This window comes from Micromonospora sp. NPDC005257, assembly GCF_042872445.1.
GTDB lineage: Bacteria > Actinomycetota > Actinomycetes > Mycobacteriales > Micromonosporaceae > Micromonospora.
The window spans coordinates 61725-74860 of the sequence record NZ_JBIAKL010000013.1 but is presented as its reverse complement, the minus strand read 5'-3'; the positions used below and the strand labels follow the sequence as shown (position 1 = coordinate 74860).

Annotated in this window: 16 protein-coding genes; 4 read left to right on the top strand and 12 right to left on the bottom strand. The window is 74.2% G+C overall.

All coding sequences use genetic code 11. The annotated features are described in order from the left end of the window. Nucleotides 1-293: 293 nt before the first annotated feature. Together ACFYO8_RS24960 and ACFYO8_RS24955 are read left to right on the top strand one after the other, a co-directional pair. Complete coding sequence (locus tag ACFYO8_RS24960) at nucleotides 294-1037, top strand: PIG-L deacetylase family protein (protein WP_387189440.1); 744 nt, start codon at nucleotides 294-296, stop codon at nucleotides 1035-1037. 9 nt (nucleotides 1038-1046) lie between these two features. After that, complete coding sequence (locus tag ACFYO8_RS24955; protein ID WP_354871884.1) at nucleotides 1047-1856, top strand: DUF72 domain-containing protein; 810 nt, start codon at nucleotides 1047-1049, stop codon at nucleotides 1854-1856. On the opposite strand, the gene ACFYO8_RS24950 is transcribed toward ACFYO8_RS24955, so the two are convergent. From ACFYO8_RS24950 to ACFYO8_RS24910, 9 genes are all read right to left on the bottom strand, one after another. After that, on the bottom strand, nucleotides 1841-2269 hold the full coding sequence (locus tag ACFYO8_RS24950) for a DUF2267 domain-containing protein (protein WP_354871882.1): 429 nt from the start codon (nucleotides 2267-2269) through the stop codon (nucleotides 1841-1843). The genes ACFYO8_RS24955 and ACFYO8_RS24950 overlap by 16 nt on opposite strands. A 281-nt stretch (nucleotides 2270-2550) precedes the next feature. Then, the gene (locus ACFYO8_RS24945) at nucleotides 2551-3420 is read right to left on the bottom strand and encodes a DUF72 domain-containing protein (protein WP_354871879.1); all 870 of its coding nucleotides are present in this window, start codon (nucleotides 3418-3420) and stop codon (nucleotides 2551-2553) included. A gap of 48 nt (nucleotides 3421-3468) precedes the next feature. After that, nucleotides 3469-3867, bottom strand: a complete 399-nt coding sequence (locus ACFYO8_RS24940; RefSeq protein ID WP_354871877.1) for a TraR/DksA C4-type zinc finger protein — start codon at nucleotides 3865-3867, stop codon at nucleotides 3469-3471. Between the two features lie 174 nt (nucleotides 3868-4041). Then, on the bottom strand, nucleotides 4042-4671 hold the full coding sequence (locus ACFYO8_RS24935; protein WP_354871874.1) for a uridine kinase: 630 nt from the start codon (nucleotides 4669-4671) through the stop codon (nucleotides 4042-4044). A gap of 98 nt (nucleotides 4672-4769) precedes the next feature. Continuing rightward, nucleotides 4770-5378, bottom strand: coding sequence for a winged helix-turn-helix domain-containing protein (locus ACFYO8_RS24930; protein WP_354871871.1), 609 nt, complete (start codon nucleotides 5376-5378; stop codon nucleotides 4770-4772). A gap of 292 nt (nucleotides 5379-5670) precedes the next feature. Beyond that, the gene (locus ACFYO8_RS24925; protein WP_354871869.1) at nucleotides 5671-6231 is read right to left on the bottom strand and encodes a winged helix-turn-helix domain-containing protein; all 561 of its coding nucleotides are present in this window, start codon (nucleotides 6229-6231) and stop codon (nucleotides 5671-5673) included. A 52-nt stretch (nucleotides 6232-6283) separates the two neighbouring features. Further along, the gene (locus ACFYO8_RS24920) at nucleotides 6284-6775 is read right to left on the bottom strand and encodes a rhodanese-like domain-containing protein (RefSeq protein WP_354871867.1); all 492 of its coding nucleotides are present in this window, start codon (nucleotides 6773-6775) and stop codon (nucleotides 6284-6286) included. Nucleotides 6776-6810: 35 nt separating this feature from the next. Beyond that, nucleotides 6811-7263 carry a cysteine dioxygenase family protein gene (locus ACFYO8_RS24915; RefSeq protein ID WP_354871864.1) on the bottom strand — a complete coding sequence of 151 codons (453 nt, stop codon included), beginning with the start codon at nucleotides 7261-7263 and terminating at the stop codon, nucleotides 6811-6813. A gap of 104 nt (nucleotides 7264-7367) precedes the next feature. Beyond that, nucleotides 7368-7745 (bottom strand): signal peptidase I, encoded by a 378-nt coding sequence (locus ACFYO8_RS24910; RefSeq protein WP_120570125.1) that lies wholly within the window; start codon nucleotides 7743-7745, stop codon nucleotides 7368-7370. A 70-nt stretch (nucleotides 7746-7815) separates the two neighbouring features. Here ACFYO8_RS24910 and ACFYO8_RS24905 point away from each other — a divergent pair, with 70 nt between their 5' ends. Further along, nucleotides 7816-8208 (top strand): ankyrin repeat domain-containing protein, encoded by a 393-nt coding sequence (locus ACFYO8_RS24905; protein WP_355047604.1) that lies wholly within the window; start codon nucleotides 7816-7818, stop codon nucleotides 8206-8208. 23 nt (nucleotides 8209-8231) lie between these two features. After that, nucleotides 8232-9209 (top strand): DUF3500 domain-containing protein, encoded by a 978-nt coding sequence (locus ACFYO8_RS24900; protein ID WP_355047603.1) that lies wholly within the window; start codon nucleotides 8232-8234, stop codon nucleotides 9207-9209. Nucleotides 9210-9245: 36 nt separating this feature from the next. Here the strand turns inward: ACFYO8_RS24900 and ACFYO8_RS24895 are convergent, their stop codons facing one another. The 3 genes from ACFYO8_RS24895 to secA2 form a co-directional block, all read right to left on the bottom strand. Further along, nucleotides 9246-9755 (bottom strand): DUF2231 domain-containing protein, encoded by a 510-nt coding sequence (locus tag ACFYO8_RS24895; protein ID WP_355095635.1) that lies wholly within the window; start codon nucleotides 9753-9755, stop codon nucleotides 9246-9248. A 76-nt stretch (nucleotides 9756-9831) separates the two neighbouring features. Continuing rightward, on the bottom strand, nucleotides 9832-10572 hold the full coding sequence (locus ACFYO8_RS24890; RefSeq protein WP_355095637.1) for a GAF and ANTAR domain-containing protein: 741 nt from the start codon (nucleotides 10570-10572) through the stop codon (nucleotides 9832-9834). Between the two features lie 170 nt (nucleotides 10573-10742). Continuing rightward, entirely contained in the window at nucleotides 10743-13037 is a 2295-nt protein-coding gene (gene secA2 / locus ACFYO8_RS24885) for an accessory Sec system translocase SecA2 (RefSeq protein ID WP_355095639.1), read from the bottom strand. Nucleotides 13038-13136 lie beyond the last annotated feature (99 nt).

Sequence of the window (13136 nt, the reverse complement as noted above, 5' to 3'; positions counted from 1 at the left end):
CCGCCGTCCGCGCCACCGTCGTGCTGACCCGGGGTCGCACCGCCGTCGGCCGGGCCCTCCAGGCCGCTGCCACCGCTGCTCTGGATGTCGTCGTCGTTCAATGCCATGGGTGCTCCCTCGGTGTGCCGCCCCGCGTCGTGCCGGGGTCCGTGTGCAGCGGGTGGTACCCCACGCCCGATCTTCTCTAACCACACCGTAGACGCCCGGAGGCCGTCGTACGGACGGTTCACGGGGCAAGCGGCAGGGAGGGCCGGATGTCAGGATGGCGGGAGGACTCACGCGAGGAGACGCACGTGACGCAGCCGGAGCCGCTCACCCCGCTGACCGAGGACTGGCAGCGGGCGCTGGCAGTCGTGGCCCACCCCGACGACCTGGAGTTCGGCGCCGCCGCCGCGGTGGCGCGCTGGACCGGGCAGGGCAAGGAGGTCGTGTACTGCCTGCTCACCAGCGGCGAGGCGGGCATCGACGGGATGCCGCCGGAGCGCGCCCGGGTGGTGCGGGAGGAGGAGCAACGCGCCTCCGCCGCGGTGGTCGGGGTGTCCGCCGTGGAGTTCCTCGGCCTGCCCGACGGGCTGCTGGAGTACGGTGTGCCGCTGCGCCGGGCGATCGCCGAGGTGGTGCGCCGGCACCGGCCGGACGTGGTGCTGACGAACAACTTCCGGGAGACCTGGGACGGGGCGTACGCGCTGAACCAGGCCGACCACATCGCCTGCGGCAGGGCTACGCTGGACGCGGTCCGCGACGCCGGCAACCGGTGGATCTTCCCGGAGCAGCTGACCGGCGGCGTCCAGCCGTGGCCGCGGGTACGCGAGGTGTGGGCGGCCGGGTCGCCGGTGGCCCGGCACGGGGTGGACGTGACGGACACGTTCGACAAGGGCGTCGCCTCGCTGCGGGCGCACGGGGCGTACCTGAGCGGGCTCGGTGACGGCGGCTTCGACGCCGAGGAGTTCCTGGAGGGCATGGCCCGGCCGGCCGGCAGCCGGCTCGGCGCGCGGTTCGGCGCCGCGTTCGAGGTGTTCCGGATCAACCTTCAGTAGGGCGCGGCCATGTTCCTGATCGGCACGTCCGGCTGGCAGTACCGGGACTGGCGGGAGCGGTTCTACCCCGCCGGTCTGCCGCAGCGGCGCTGGCTGGAGCACTTCGCCGGGCAGTTCGCCACGGTCGAGGTGAACAACGCGTTCTACCGGCTGCCCGAGCGGGACACGTTCGTCGCGTGGCGGGAGCGTACTCCCGGCGACTTCTGCGTGGCGGTCAAGATGAGCCGCTACCTGACGCACATCAAGCGGCTGCGTGACCCGGCCGAGCCGGTGGACCGGTTCCTGGACCGGGCGTCCGGGCTGGGCGACCGGCTCGGGCCGGTGCTGGTGCAGCTGCCGCCGACGTTGCGCGCCGACCCGGACGCGCTGGCCCAGGTGCTGCGCCGCTTCCCCGCCGACGTGCGGGTCGCGGTCGAGCCGCGCCATCCGTCCTGGTGGACCGATGAGACCCGGCGGGTGCTGGAGCGCCACCGGGCGGCGCTGGTCTGGGCCGACCGGCTCAGCCGCCCGGTCACCCCGCTGTGGCGCACCACCGACTTCGGCTACCTGCGGCTGCACGAGGGACGGGCCCGGCCGTGGCCGCGCTACGGGCGGGCCGCGCTGGCCGGCTGGGTGCGCCGGCTGGCCGAGGCGTTCGGCGACGGCGAGCCGGCGTACGTCTACTTCAACAACGACCCGGGGGGCGCGGCGATCGTCGACGCGGTCGCGTTCGCCGGGCTGGCCCGGCGGGCCGGGCTGCCGGTCTCGCGCACGCCGGAGACCCGCCCCGCCGAGGGGGCGGGACGGGCCGGTCCGGTGCAGGGTCAGGGAATCATCTGACGCAGGTCCTGCGGCAGGGTGGCCTTCACGTCCTGCCACTCCCCCTGGGTGACGTGTCGGCGCAACGTGTCCAGCACGACCTGCGCCACCCGCTGTGCGCCGCCTTCGACGTCGTACGGGAAGCCCTGGCGCACCTCGTACAGGAAGTCGTCGCGGTTGAGCTTGATCGGCACGTTCTCCGGCTGCCAGCCGTCGAAGTAGACGCCGCGCACCAGCACCGGCAACTGCTGGGCGAACTCGACGCTCTCCCGCACCGGCAGCCGGTCGCGCAGCAGGTGCAGCACGGTGCGCAACGCGGCGTAGGACTGGTTGCGCCGTTCCTTCGGCCAGCCGTACGCGGACTCGATCTCCTTGAGGATCACGTTCGTCTTGTCCAGCGAGGACTCGAACGCGGACAACAGCTGCTCGGCCATCGGGCTCACCCCCGTGCCTCGGTTTCCCAGCGTCGGTCCTCGGCGCGGCGCGGCGGGCCGCTGGGGCCCCGCCACAGCCGGGTCGGACTGAACCGGCCGGGCCGTTCGCCCCGCCGTGGCGCCTCGGAGCCACCGATCACGTGCAGTACGCCACCGCGGCGCCGGTCCGCCACCACCCGTACCGTCATGACCCACCTCCTCGTCGCGGCGCCTGGGCGGCGCCACTGTCCATGCTGCGACGGGGGCGGGTGAGTGGGCCTCACCCGGACCGGGTGAGACGCTCAGGCGTCCAGCAGGCCGGCGAGCGTGGTGGCGTTGCGCTGCGCGTAGTCCTGGAAGCAGTTGTTCATCAGCACGTGCGTCTGCTCGGCCTCGCCGGACAGCTCCCGCAGCTTCGGCGCCCAGTCGCGCAGTTCCCGCTTCGAGTAGTCGTAGCCGAACTTCTCGTGGATGTCCTTGCTGGTCCACTTGTCGCTGTGGCCGTGGAAGCGGACCACCGCGAGGTCGGCGGTGGCCGCCAGCACCGGGGGGACGGACGACTTGTGTCCCTGCGGCATGTCCACGCAGACGAACGGCAGCGCGTGCTCACGCAGGAAGCCGAGCGTCCCCTCGGCGTTGTCACCGTCGAACCAGGAGGCGTGCCGGAACTCGAAGACCGGGCGCAGCGGCGCGCACCGCCGGGCCACCTCCAGCAGGTACTGCTTGTTGTCCCGCTTGATGGTGAACCAGGGCGGGAACTGGAACAGCAGCGCGCCCAGCTTGCCCGCGTCGACGAGCGGGTCGAGGGCGGACAGGAACCGGGTCCAGACCTCCTCGTACGCCTGCGCGGGCAGGTCGTCGGGGTAGACGTTGCGCTTGTCCGTCTCCGGGCGCAGGTCCTTGTAGAGCGCGGAGACGCGGGTGGGGTGGCCGGTCAGCAGGCTGAACGCCTTGACGTTGAACGTGAACCCGGGCGGCGTGCGCTCGGCCCACAGCCGGGCGGTCCGCTCGGCCGGCGGCGAGTAGTAGGTGGCGTCCACCTCGACCAGCGGGAACTGCCGGGCGTAGTAGGACAGCCGCTTCTCCGGCGTGTCGGCGCTCGCCGGATACCAGCCGGAGTCGAGCAGCGTCCGGTCGGTCCACGAGGCGGTGCCCACCTTGATCTCACCCATGGCAGGGGTTCACCGTGCTGGAGGACCGACCGGCAACCGGAACGGCGTTCAGGCCGCCCGCCGCTCCCGGGTCTGCTTGCAGGTCACGCAGGAGGTGGCGGCGGGGAAGATCTCCAGCCGCTCCACCGGGATCGGGTCGGTGCAGCCCTCACAGTTGCCGTAGGTGCCCTCGTCCAGGCGGGTCAGCGCGTGCTCGAACTGGGCCCGCCGGTCCAGGATGGTGCGCAGCAGCGACTGCGCGGTGTCCCGCTCGGCGGTCTTGGTGCCGCTGTCGGCCTGGTCGTCGCCGGCGGTGTCACCGACCTCCACCAGCCGCAGCACCTGGCTCTGCGCCAGGGTCCGCTCGTACTCGGCGGTCAGCTCGTCGTACCGCGACCGCAGGGACTGCCGGATCTGGTCGACCTCCGCCTGGGAGCGGCCGGTGGCTGTCGTGTCGTGGACGAGCATCGCTGCCTGCCTTTCCTACGCCGGACCGGGGCGGCCAGCGCCCCAGACCCGGTCCGACTGTGGATGCGCGGGCGACGAGATCACCCGTGCTCTGTGAGCCGGGCGATTACCCACGCCCTCAGCGGGCCAAACCGGCTGTTTCCTGAGTGTTTCCCGTGAGTTGGTAACCGCTGGTCAGGCGGCCTCGACCAGCGCCGGACGGCGCGGGTCGTCGGCCCGGACCACCACGTCGGCGAAGGACGCCGGGGCGACCTCGCCGGCGTAGCGGGCGAACGCGGGCAGCGTCCAGCGCAGCGCAGGGTCGGTGCGCCGCGCCAGCGCCGCCGGGGAGAGCACGAGGTGGACGGTGAGGTCGAACGGCAGCGCGCCGCCGAGCAGCAGCGCGCCGCTGACCAGGACCACCCCGCCGGGCGGCAGATCCACGTACGCGGCGCGGCTGGCCCGGTCGGCGGCGGCGTCCCACAGCGACGGCAGCAGCCGCCCGGAGCCGTCCGGGCCGGCCGGGTCGAGCACCTCGCGGCGCAGTCCGGGCTCGTCGAGCCAGCCCTCGTAGTACGCGTCCGGGTTGGTGCGGCCGTGCTCCAGGCGCACCGAGGCGGGGCGCAGGAAGTCGTCGGCGCGGACGTGCAGCACCGGCCGGCCGGCGGCGCGCAGCGGGTTGACGAGCGCTTCGGCGAGCGCGTCCGGCCCGGCGGCGGGTGGGCCGTCCACGGCGACCCGCAGCCGGCCGGGCGTCCCGGTGCGGGCGAGACGCTCGGCCAGCTCCGTGACGAGCCGGTCGGGGCTGATCGGGCGCACGCGCATCGGACAATCGTGCCGCGCGGGCGGGCGGGTCACCACGTGATCTGCTCCGGGCGGTCGGGGCTCCGTCCGGCGGGGCTCGGCGGGTGGTGTCCCCGGTGTCAGCCCGTGCGGTCGATGGTGACGCGGGCGTCGTCGGCGAGCCGGTAGCCGACGCCGTAGACGGTGGTGACCAGCGGGACGTCCACGCCGACCTTGCCGCGCAGCCGGCGCACGTGCACGTCGACGGTGCGGACGCCGGCGTGCTCGTACCCCCAGACCGCGTTCAGCAGTTGCAGCCGGGTGAACACACGGCGCGGGTGGGCGACCAGGTGCAGCAGCAGGTCGAACTCCAGGCGGGTCAGCGGCAGCGGCTCGCCGTCACGCAGCACCGACCGGGACGACGCGAGGATGTGCAGGGCCGGGATGGTCGGGGCGAGCGGGCGCGACGGGGCGCGACCGGCCGGGACGGCGTCGGGCCGGCGCTCGGCCGGGACGGTGCCCGCACTGACCACCGCGTCGCCGCGTTCGAGCATCTCGCGGGCGGCGTCGAGCAGCCGGCGGGCGGCCGGGGTGAGCGACTCCTCGCACGCCAGCGGGATGGTGAGGGTGACGGTGAGCATCGGCGCCGTGGTGTTCGCGGGACGACGCTGCCCGCCTGGGGGCCGACCGGGGACCGCGGGTTGGGACGTATGCCATCCGGCGCGCGACGAGGCGGGGCTGACCGACATGGTCCTCCTTGGGCTGGTCCGGGTATCTCCCCACGGCCCGGGACGCCGCTGCATCGATGCTTCCCGGCGTCTCCGCGAGGGTCAAGGGGCGGCTGCGTTGCATGAATGTGACATTTGACGAACGCATCGGAGCCGTGTGCTCGCTCTGTGTGCGAAGCCCGTTGATTACAGCAGAGCGCCGAATCGCCTCTGGTAGTGGGGTCTCCCCGGGTGTCACGATGGCGGCACGTCGGCGACGTGACCGCGGCGCACCCGCCGATCCCGGGTGCGCCGCGTGCCGGCCGGGCCGGGGTCAGGCGTCGCGGTCCACCGTGATCGCGGCGTCGTCGGCGAGGCGGTAGCCCACGCCGTACACGGTGGTCACCAGTGGCGTGTCCGGCCCGAACTTGGCCCGCAGCCGGCGGACGTGCACGTCCACAGTGCGCGCCACCGCGTGTTCGTAGCCCCAGACGTTGGCGAGGAGTTGCAGGCGGGTGAACACCCGGCGCGGATGTTCGGCGAGGAACAGCAGCAGGTCGTACTCGATGCGGGTGAGCATGACCTCGGCGCCGCCGTGCCGGACCCGCCGGGTGCCGGTGAGGATGCGCACGCCGCCGGGCGCGAGCGCCGGCGCCTCGCCACGGCGCAGGTCGAGCACGGCCCGGCCGGCCGGGCCGTCGGGCCCGGCCAGTCCCTCGCCGGTGGCGGCGAGCTCGTCGAGCAGGTCGACCAGGCGCGCGAGGCCCGGCGTCAGCGGCCCGGCGCCGAGGTCGAGCGTGATGGTGAGCGTCGGTGCGGTACGCGGCCGGGGCGGCACGGCCCGGTCGGGGCGGCCCGGCCGGGCCGGACGGGTGGTGAGGGCGACGACGGACATGGGAGCCTCCTGTGCGGGCGGTCGCCCCGCCCCGCCGGACGCGGCGGGACGGTCAGCGGAGCGCCCCGCCGGCGGTGACCGGGGGCGCGGCGGACGAGGGTCGGGTCGGCGGGGTGGGGCCGAGGGTGGGCAGGCCGGCGATCTGCCAGGCGGCGAAGCCGCCGGCGACGTCGGTGGCCCGGTGCAGGCCGATGTCCTGGAGCGCGGCGGCGGCCAGCGACGAGGTGTAGCCCTCCTGGCAGAGGACGATCACCGGAACGTCGTAGTCGGTCGCCTGCGGCAGCCGGGCCGCGCAGCGCGGGTCGAAGCGCCACTCCAGCACGTTGCGTTCGACGACGAGCGAGCCGGGCACGGTGCCCTGCGCGGCGCGCTGGGCGGCCGGGCGGATGTCCACCAGCAGCGCGCCGCCCCGGCACGCCAGGTGGGCCTGCTCCGGGTCGAGGCGGCGCAGGCGGGCCCGGGCGGCGGCGAGGATCTCGTCGATGCCCCGCGAGCCGGGCGGTGGGACCGGACAGCGCTCGGTGCGGGTGGAGGTCTGCGCCATCGTGGCGTCCTTCCGTTCGTCGGGGTTGCGAGGGCTCACCAGGCCACGCCGGCCCGGGCCACCTCGGCGATCCGGAGCCGGCCGTCGACGAGGTGGTACCGCGTCATCCGGGTCAGCGCCGGCCCGTACACGTGCACGCTGACGGCGGGCGCGTCGCCGCGGTTGGTGACCTGGTGCACGTGCCGTACGCCGAAGCGCCGGCCGGCTCCGGCGGCGAGCCGGTGCGGGCGCAGCCGCCCGCCGCTCACGGTCTCCTCGGTGAGCACGCCGGCCACGACCAGGAACGCGCCGGCCGAGCCGCCGTGGTCGTGCAGGTCGGTGCCCTGTCCGGGCAGCCAGCTCAGCGCCCACACCTCGTGCTCGTCGCCGGCGTCCAGCCGGGCGTACCACCGCTCGGACGCCTCGAAGCGCAGCGGCACCGGCCAGCCGTCCGGGTCGGCCCAGCGGGCGGCGACGGCGAGCAGGTCGGCGGGAACGGTGCTGGTCATCGGCGGGACGTCCTCACGGTGCGGAGCGGATGTGCTCCCCCAGCTTAGACGGTAAAGCCTATCGGTTTAGTAGGTAACACCGAATGCTGGGACGAGGGGCGCGCTCACCGCCGCACCGGCGGCTCCACCTTGTAACCCGGCACCGACGGCCAGCGGACGGTGAGCACCGTGGACTCCCGCTCGGCGTACCAGGAGTGGTCCACGCCCCGGCCCCACACCACGTAGTCGCCGGGCGCGCGCAGCACCACCGTCCGGTCCGGCAACTCGATCCGGAACGCGCCGCTGATCAGCACCAGCAGGGCGGTACGCCGCTCACCCGTCGCCCACCGGGACCGGGTCTCCCCCGCCGGGTGCACGCCCCACTTCACCTCCACGTCGGTGCTGTGCCGCACGTCCCCGGCCGGCTTGAAGTGGCCCAGCAGCCAGCCCGCGTCGGTCGCGCCGTCCACCGCCGCGTTGCCCACGTACACCCGATCGTCCACGCCCGCGCCTCCCGTGCCCGGCTGGGCAAGCTACCAGGCGCGTCCGGTCGCCACGTCATAGCCTGGACGGATGCCCGACGAACTCGACGACGAGACCATCGCCTTCGCCCACCGGATGTTCGACCTGGCCCGGGCCGGCGCCACCGAGGAGCTGGCCGCCAACGTGGACGCCGGGCTGCCGGTCAACCTCACCAACGCCAAGGGCGACACGCTGCTGATCCTCGCCGCGTACCACGCCCACCCGGAGACGGTGGCCGCGCTGCTGGCCCGGGGCGCCGACCCGGCCCGGGTCAACGACCGGGGACAGACCGCGCTCGCCGCGGCCGTGTTCCGGCGCCAGGAGGCGACCGTCCGCGCGCTGCTCGACGCCGGCGCCGACCCCGACCACGGCGGCCCGTCCGCTGTCGAGACCGCGCGGTTCTTCGAGCTGCCCGACATGCTGGCGCTACTCGGCCGCACGTGACCGGCGAGCGGTATACAGGGACTGTGGAGGATCCCGTACCCGAGCAGATGCGCACGGCCGCCGCGGCGTTCCTGGCGGCGCTGGACGAGCCGGCCCGCGACGCCGCCCGGCACGCCCTCGACGACGAGCCGGCCCGCCGCTGGCTGGAGTACCGGCCGCGACCCCGGCCCGGCGTCACGCTCGCCGGCCTGGACGTCACCGCCCGCAAGACCGCGCACCGGCTGCTCGCCACCGCGCTCAGCCCGGCCGCGTACGCGCAGGCGATGACCGTGATGGCGCTGGAGGAGGTGCTGGACCGGGCGGAGGACTGGCGGCGCGGCCGCCACAGTGGCGACTACCAGGTGGCGATCTTCGGCGACCCGGCCCGCGACGACCGCTGGGGCTGGCGGTTCGAGGGACACCACCTGTCCGTGAGCATGACCGTCGCCGGCGACCGGGTCTCCCCCGCACCGGTCTTCCTCGGCGCCAACCCGGCCACCGTCCGGCACGCCGGCCGCCCGGTCACCCGGCCGCTGGGCCCGGAGGAGGACCTGGCCCGCGAGCTGCTCGACGCGCTCGGCCCGGACGGCCGGGCCGCCGCGATCATCGCCGCGGAGGCGCCCGCCGACATCATCAGCGCCACCCGGGCCACTGCACCGGACCGGCTCGACCCGCTCGGCGTACCCCGGGGGCGGCTGGGGCCGACCGGCCGGGCGCTGCTCGACCGGCTGGTAGCCCTCTACCTGGACCGGCTGCCGCCGGAGCTGGCGGCTCGGGAGGCCGCCCGGCTCGACGGCGGCGAGCTGCACTTCGCCTGGGCCGGCCCGGTCCAGCCGGGCCGGCGGCACTACTACCGGGTGCAGGGCGAGGACCTGCTGATCGAGTACGACAACACCACCGACGACGGCAACCACGCGCACACGGTGCTGCGCCGCCCGGCCGGTGACTTCGGCGCCGACGTGCTGGCCGCGCACCACGCCGCCGCCCACCGGCCCGTGGTCAGTCCCGGTGGCCCTGGATGAGGAAACAGCGGCCTCGGCTGTGGATGTGAACCGGGGTCAGAACGGACGCGGACGGGCGATCTCGACGGTGGCCCCGGCGGGCACGTCGCCGTACGTCTCGAAGCCGGTCGGCTCGGCCGCCCGGGCCCGGTCGAACTGCTGCATCAGCCGCGCGCCCAGGGCCACGCCGACCGCGCCGACGACGAGCGCGACGAGTTCGGCGGCCAGCAGGACACCCGTCGCTCCCCGCTGCGGCGCGCTGGCCCGGATCAGGCAGGAGAGCAGGAACAGCGCCGCCATCACGGCGTTGACGAGGTGGAACGCCAGCACGGTCCGGCTGGTCCGTCCGGCGCGCACGTCCCACAGGTCGATCAGGCCGGCCACCGTGGTGAGCCCGGCGGCGACGAGCGCGGCCACCGCGGTCCAGTAGCCCACCTCACCGAGGAACGCCGGACCGCCCGCCACGTCGGCCAGGTCGAAGACGGCGGCGCAGACGAACAGGCCGAACGGGAACGTGACAAGCATCGGTTGGATCGAGTGCCCCTGCACCCGCAGCCGGCTCTGCATCGCTTCCTCCCCAGGTCGGCGCAGCTCACCAGTCCAGAGTGCTACCCGAGGCGCCGCGAGGCGAAACGACTGTCGCTCAGTTGTCCCGGGGCCGGGAGACGGTCAGCACGAGCCGCTCGGCCACCTCGCGCAGCGGGATGTCGAGCGCGGAGGCAGCACTGCGCAGCACCCGCAGGGCCTCCGGCGCGGGACAGCCGCGCTGCGTCATGATCACACCGACGGCCTGCCCGACCACCCCCTCGGCCAGCAGCGCGTCGTCGGCCTGTCCGGCCTGTCCGGCGGCCCGCTCACGGTCACGCGCGGCGGCCAGCAGCAGACCGGCGTGCTCGGCGATCAGCATGGCGGTCAGCTGATGCCGGGGGGTGAGCGCGTCGGGCGACTCGGCGTACAGGTTGATCGCGCCGATGACCTGCTCGTCCACGTCGACCGGGGCGGAGATCACCCCGCGCACCCCGAGCGCCCGGGCCCGCTCGCTCCAGGCCGGCCAGCGCGTCTCGTCGGGCGACCCGAACGAGACGATCATCTCGCGGCGGCGGATCGCTGCCATTGCCGGCATGTCCGGACCGTGTCGCAGGTCGTCCAGCTCGGCGCGGTCCGGGTCGGAGGCGGCCACCCCGGCCGGCTCGCCGGCGCGCAGCACCGTGAAGCCGCAGCAGTCCACGCCGGGCACGGCGTCGCGGGCGATCCGGACCAGGCGGTCGAGCGCCTCGTCGAACCCGGCCACGCCGATCAGGCCGGCGGTCAGCTCACGCAGCAGCGCGGCCGTCTCCAGCACGTTGAGGTTGTCGATCATGGGCTGGCGCGTGTCGAGGTTCATCGGGACGCGGCACCCACCGTCCACGCGGTTTCCCCGTTCGGCATCGTTGCCTGTCCCATGTCCGTCCCTCCTATGGCCGGGCCCCGGCCTACTACCCTCGCAGACCGCGTGCGAAACCGCGCAAAAACGCCCCTTCCCGGTCGCACCGGGAAGGGGCGTTTCCCGGTCTGTCAGCGCGACCCGGAGATGAGCCGCCGCCCCACCGAGGCGATCAGCCGGTCCAGCTCCGAGCCGAACGGGTTGTCGTGCACCAGGTACGTCCAGGTGGCGCTCGGCCGCACCAGCTTCGACGAGTCCGGCTCCCAGCCCTCGTCGAACTCGGTCTCCTCGAACGTGGCCACGGTCCGCGTCTCGATCTCGGGCACCAGCGCGTTGAACGCCGGCACCGCGCTGCGGTGGAACTCGTCGAGCGGGTCGAGCCGGCCCAGCGCCCGCAGGTGCACGCCCTCGCGCACCTCGGACAACTCGGCCAGGTGGTCGGCCCAGAGCCGGTCCAGGTGGTAGAGGGCGATCTTGCGGGCCACGTCGGCGAGCAGATCCTCGTCCATCTCGCCGGCCTTCTCCGGCACCCGCTCCAGCAGCATCAGCGCGGCGATGTCGCTGGTCAGCAGCCGCTCGCGGCGCTCGGCGAGCGCCTTGCGCTGCTGCTCGATCACCTGGCTGTAGCGCCACGTGTTGCGATGGATCTCGTGGTTGACGCCCTCGGCGACCCGCTGTGCGTGCTCGACCGCGTAGTCGACCTGCGGGTCGGTGACCAGGCCGTCGGCGTTCATCCGGGGCGAGGGCGGCACCGTGTCGCCGGCGTGCCGGACCACCAGGTCGTCCTCCAGGCTGACGAAGAACACCGACCCGCCCGGGTCGCCCTGCCGCCCGGCCCGGCCGCGGAGCTGGTCGTCGACCCGGCGGCTGTCGTGCCGGCCGCTGCCGATCACGTACAGGCCCCCCAGCTCCGCCACCCGGTCCCGGTCGGCCTGGTCGCTGCCGCCCAGCCGGATGTCCACGCCCCGGCCGGCCATCTGGGTGGAGACCGTCACCGCGCCGTACGCGCCGGCCTCGGCGATGATGCCGGCCTCCTCGTCGTCGTTCTTGGCGTTCAGCACCACGCAGGACACGCCGGCGGCGTTGAGCGCGGCGGCCAGCCCTTCGGACTCCTTGACGTCGAGCGTGCCGACCAGCACCGGCCGCCCCGCCTCGTGGCAGCGCGTGATCTCGTCGACCAGCGCCTCCTCCTTCTCGGCGCGGGTGGCGTAGATCCGGTCCGGCTCGTCCTCGCGGACGCAGGGGGTGTTCGGCGGGATCACCGCGACCTCGAGGCCGAAGAACTCGCGGAGCTGGTCGCCGACGAGCACAGCGGTCGCGGTCATGCCGCAGACCGTCGGGTAGAGCGCGATGTACGCCTGCACGGTGACCGTGCCCAGCACCTCGCCCTCGGCGGTGGCGTCCAGGCCCTCCTTCGCCTCGACCGCGGCCTGGAGCCCGTCCGGCCAGCGGCGGCGCTGGGCGACCCGGCCGCGCATCTCGTCGATCAGCTCGACCGAGTCGTCCCGGACGATGTAGTCCACGTCGCGGTGCAGCAGGGCGTGCGCGTGCAGCGCCACGTTCACCGCGGAGAGCTGCCCGACGTGCTCCTCGTCGTACAGGTCGATGCCGCCCAGCTTGGCCTCGACGGTGGCCAGGCCGACCGAGGTGAAGGCGACGCTGCGGCCGTCGTCGGCGACCGTGTAGTGCCTGCCCTTGCGCAGCCCGCGCACCAGCGCGGCGGAGGCGTGCACCGGGTCCTGCTCGCCGCCGACGGCGCCGGCCAGCACCATCGGCACCCGGGCCTCGTCGATCAGGATCGAGTCGGCCTCGTCCACGATCGCGGTCTTCAGCGGCGGCTGCACCCGGTCGGCCAGGTCGGTCACGAGCTGGTCGCGCAGGAAGTCGAAGCCGGCCTCGCTGACCGAGACGTAGGTGACGTCGCAGGCGTACGCGGCGCGCCGCTCGTCGGGCGTGGACGCCTCGTTGACCCAGCCGACGGTGAGCCCGAGCAGGTCGTAGACGGGGGTCATCCACTCGGCGTCACGGCGGGCCAGGTAGTCGTTGACGGTGAGAACGTGCACCGGACCGTTGCCCAGCCGCACGTGCCCGTACGCGGCGACGGTCGCGGTGAGCGTCTTGCCCTCACCGGTGGCCATCTCGGCGACCTTGCCGGACAGCAGCGCCATCGCGCCGAGCAACTGCACGTCGTAGGGGCGCTGGTCGAGCCCGCGCCGGGCCGCCTCGCGGCCGATCGCGCAGATCTCCTCATACCCCGTGGCCTGGCCGGCGGCCTCGGTCAGCTCGGCGTCGGACAGCTGCTCCAGATCCGCCTCGCGCGCCTCGATCGCCGGCAGCAGCTTCTCCAGCGGAGCCAGGTCGACTGTCGTCCCCGGGCGCTGGAGGAATCGACGGAACCTGGTCTTCAACCGTTGCGACACACCCATGAGCCGCAACGGTACGCGAACCGGAGCCGATTGTGACCCCCGCCCGCCGCGCGTCGGGCCCACCCCTTCCGGTCCGCTTCCGTCGATCATGAGGTTGAC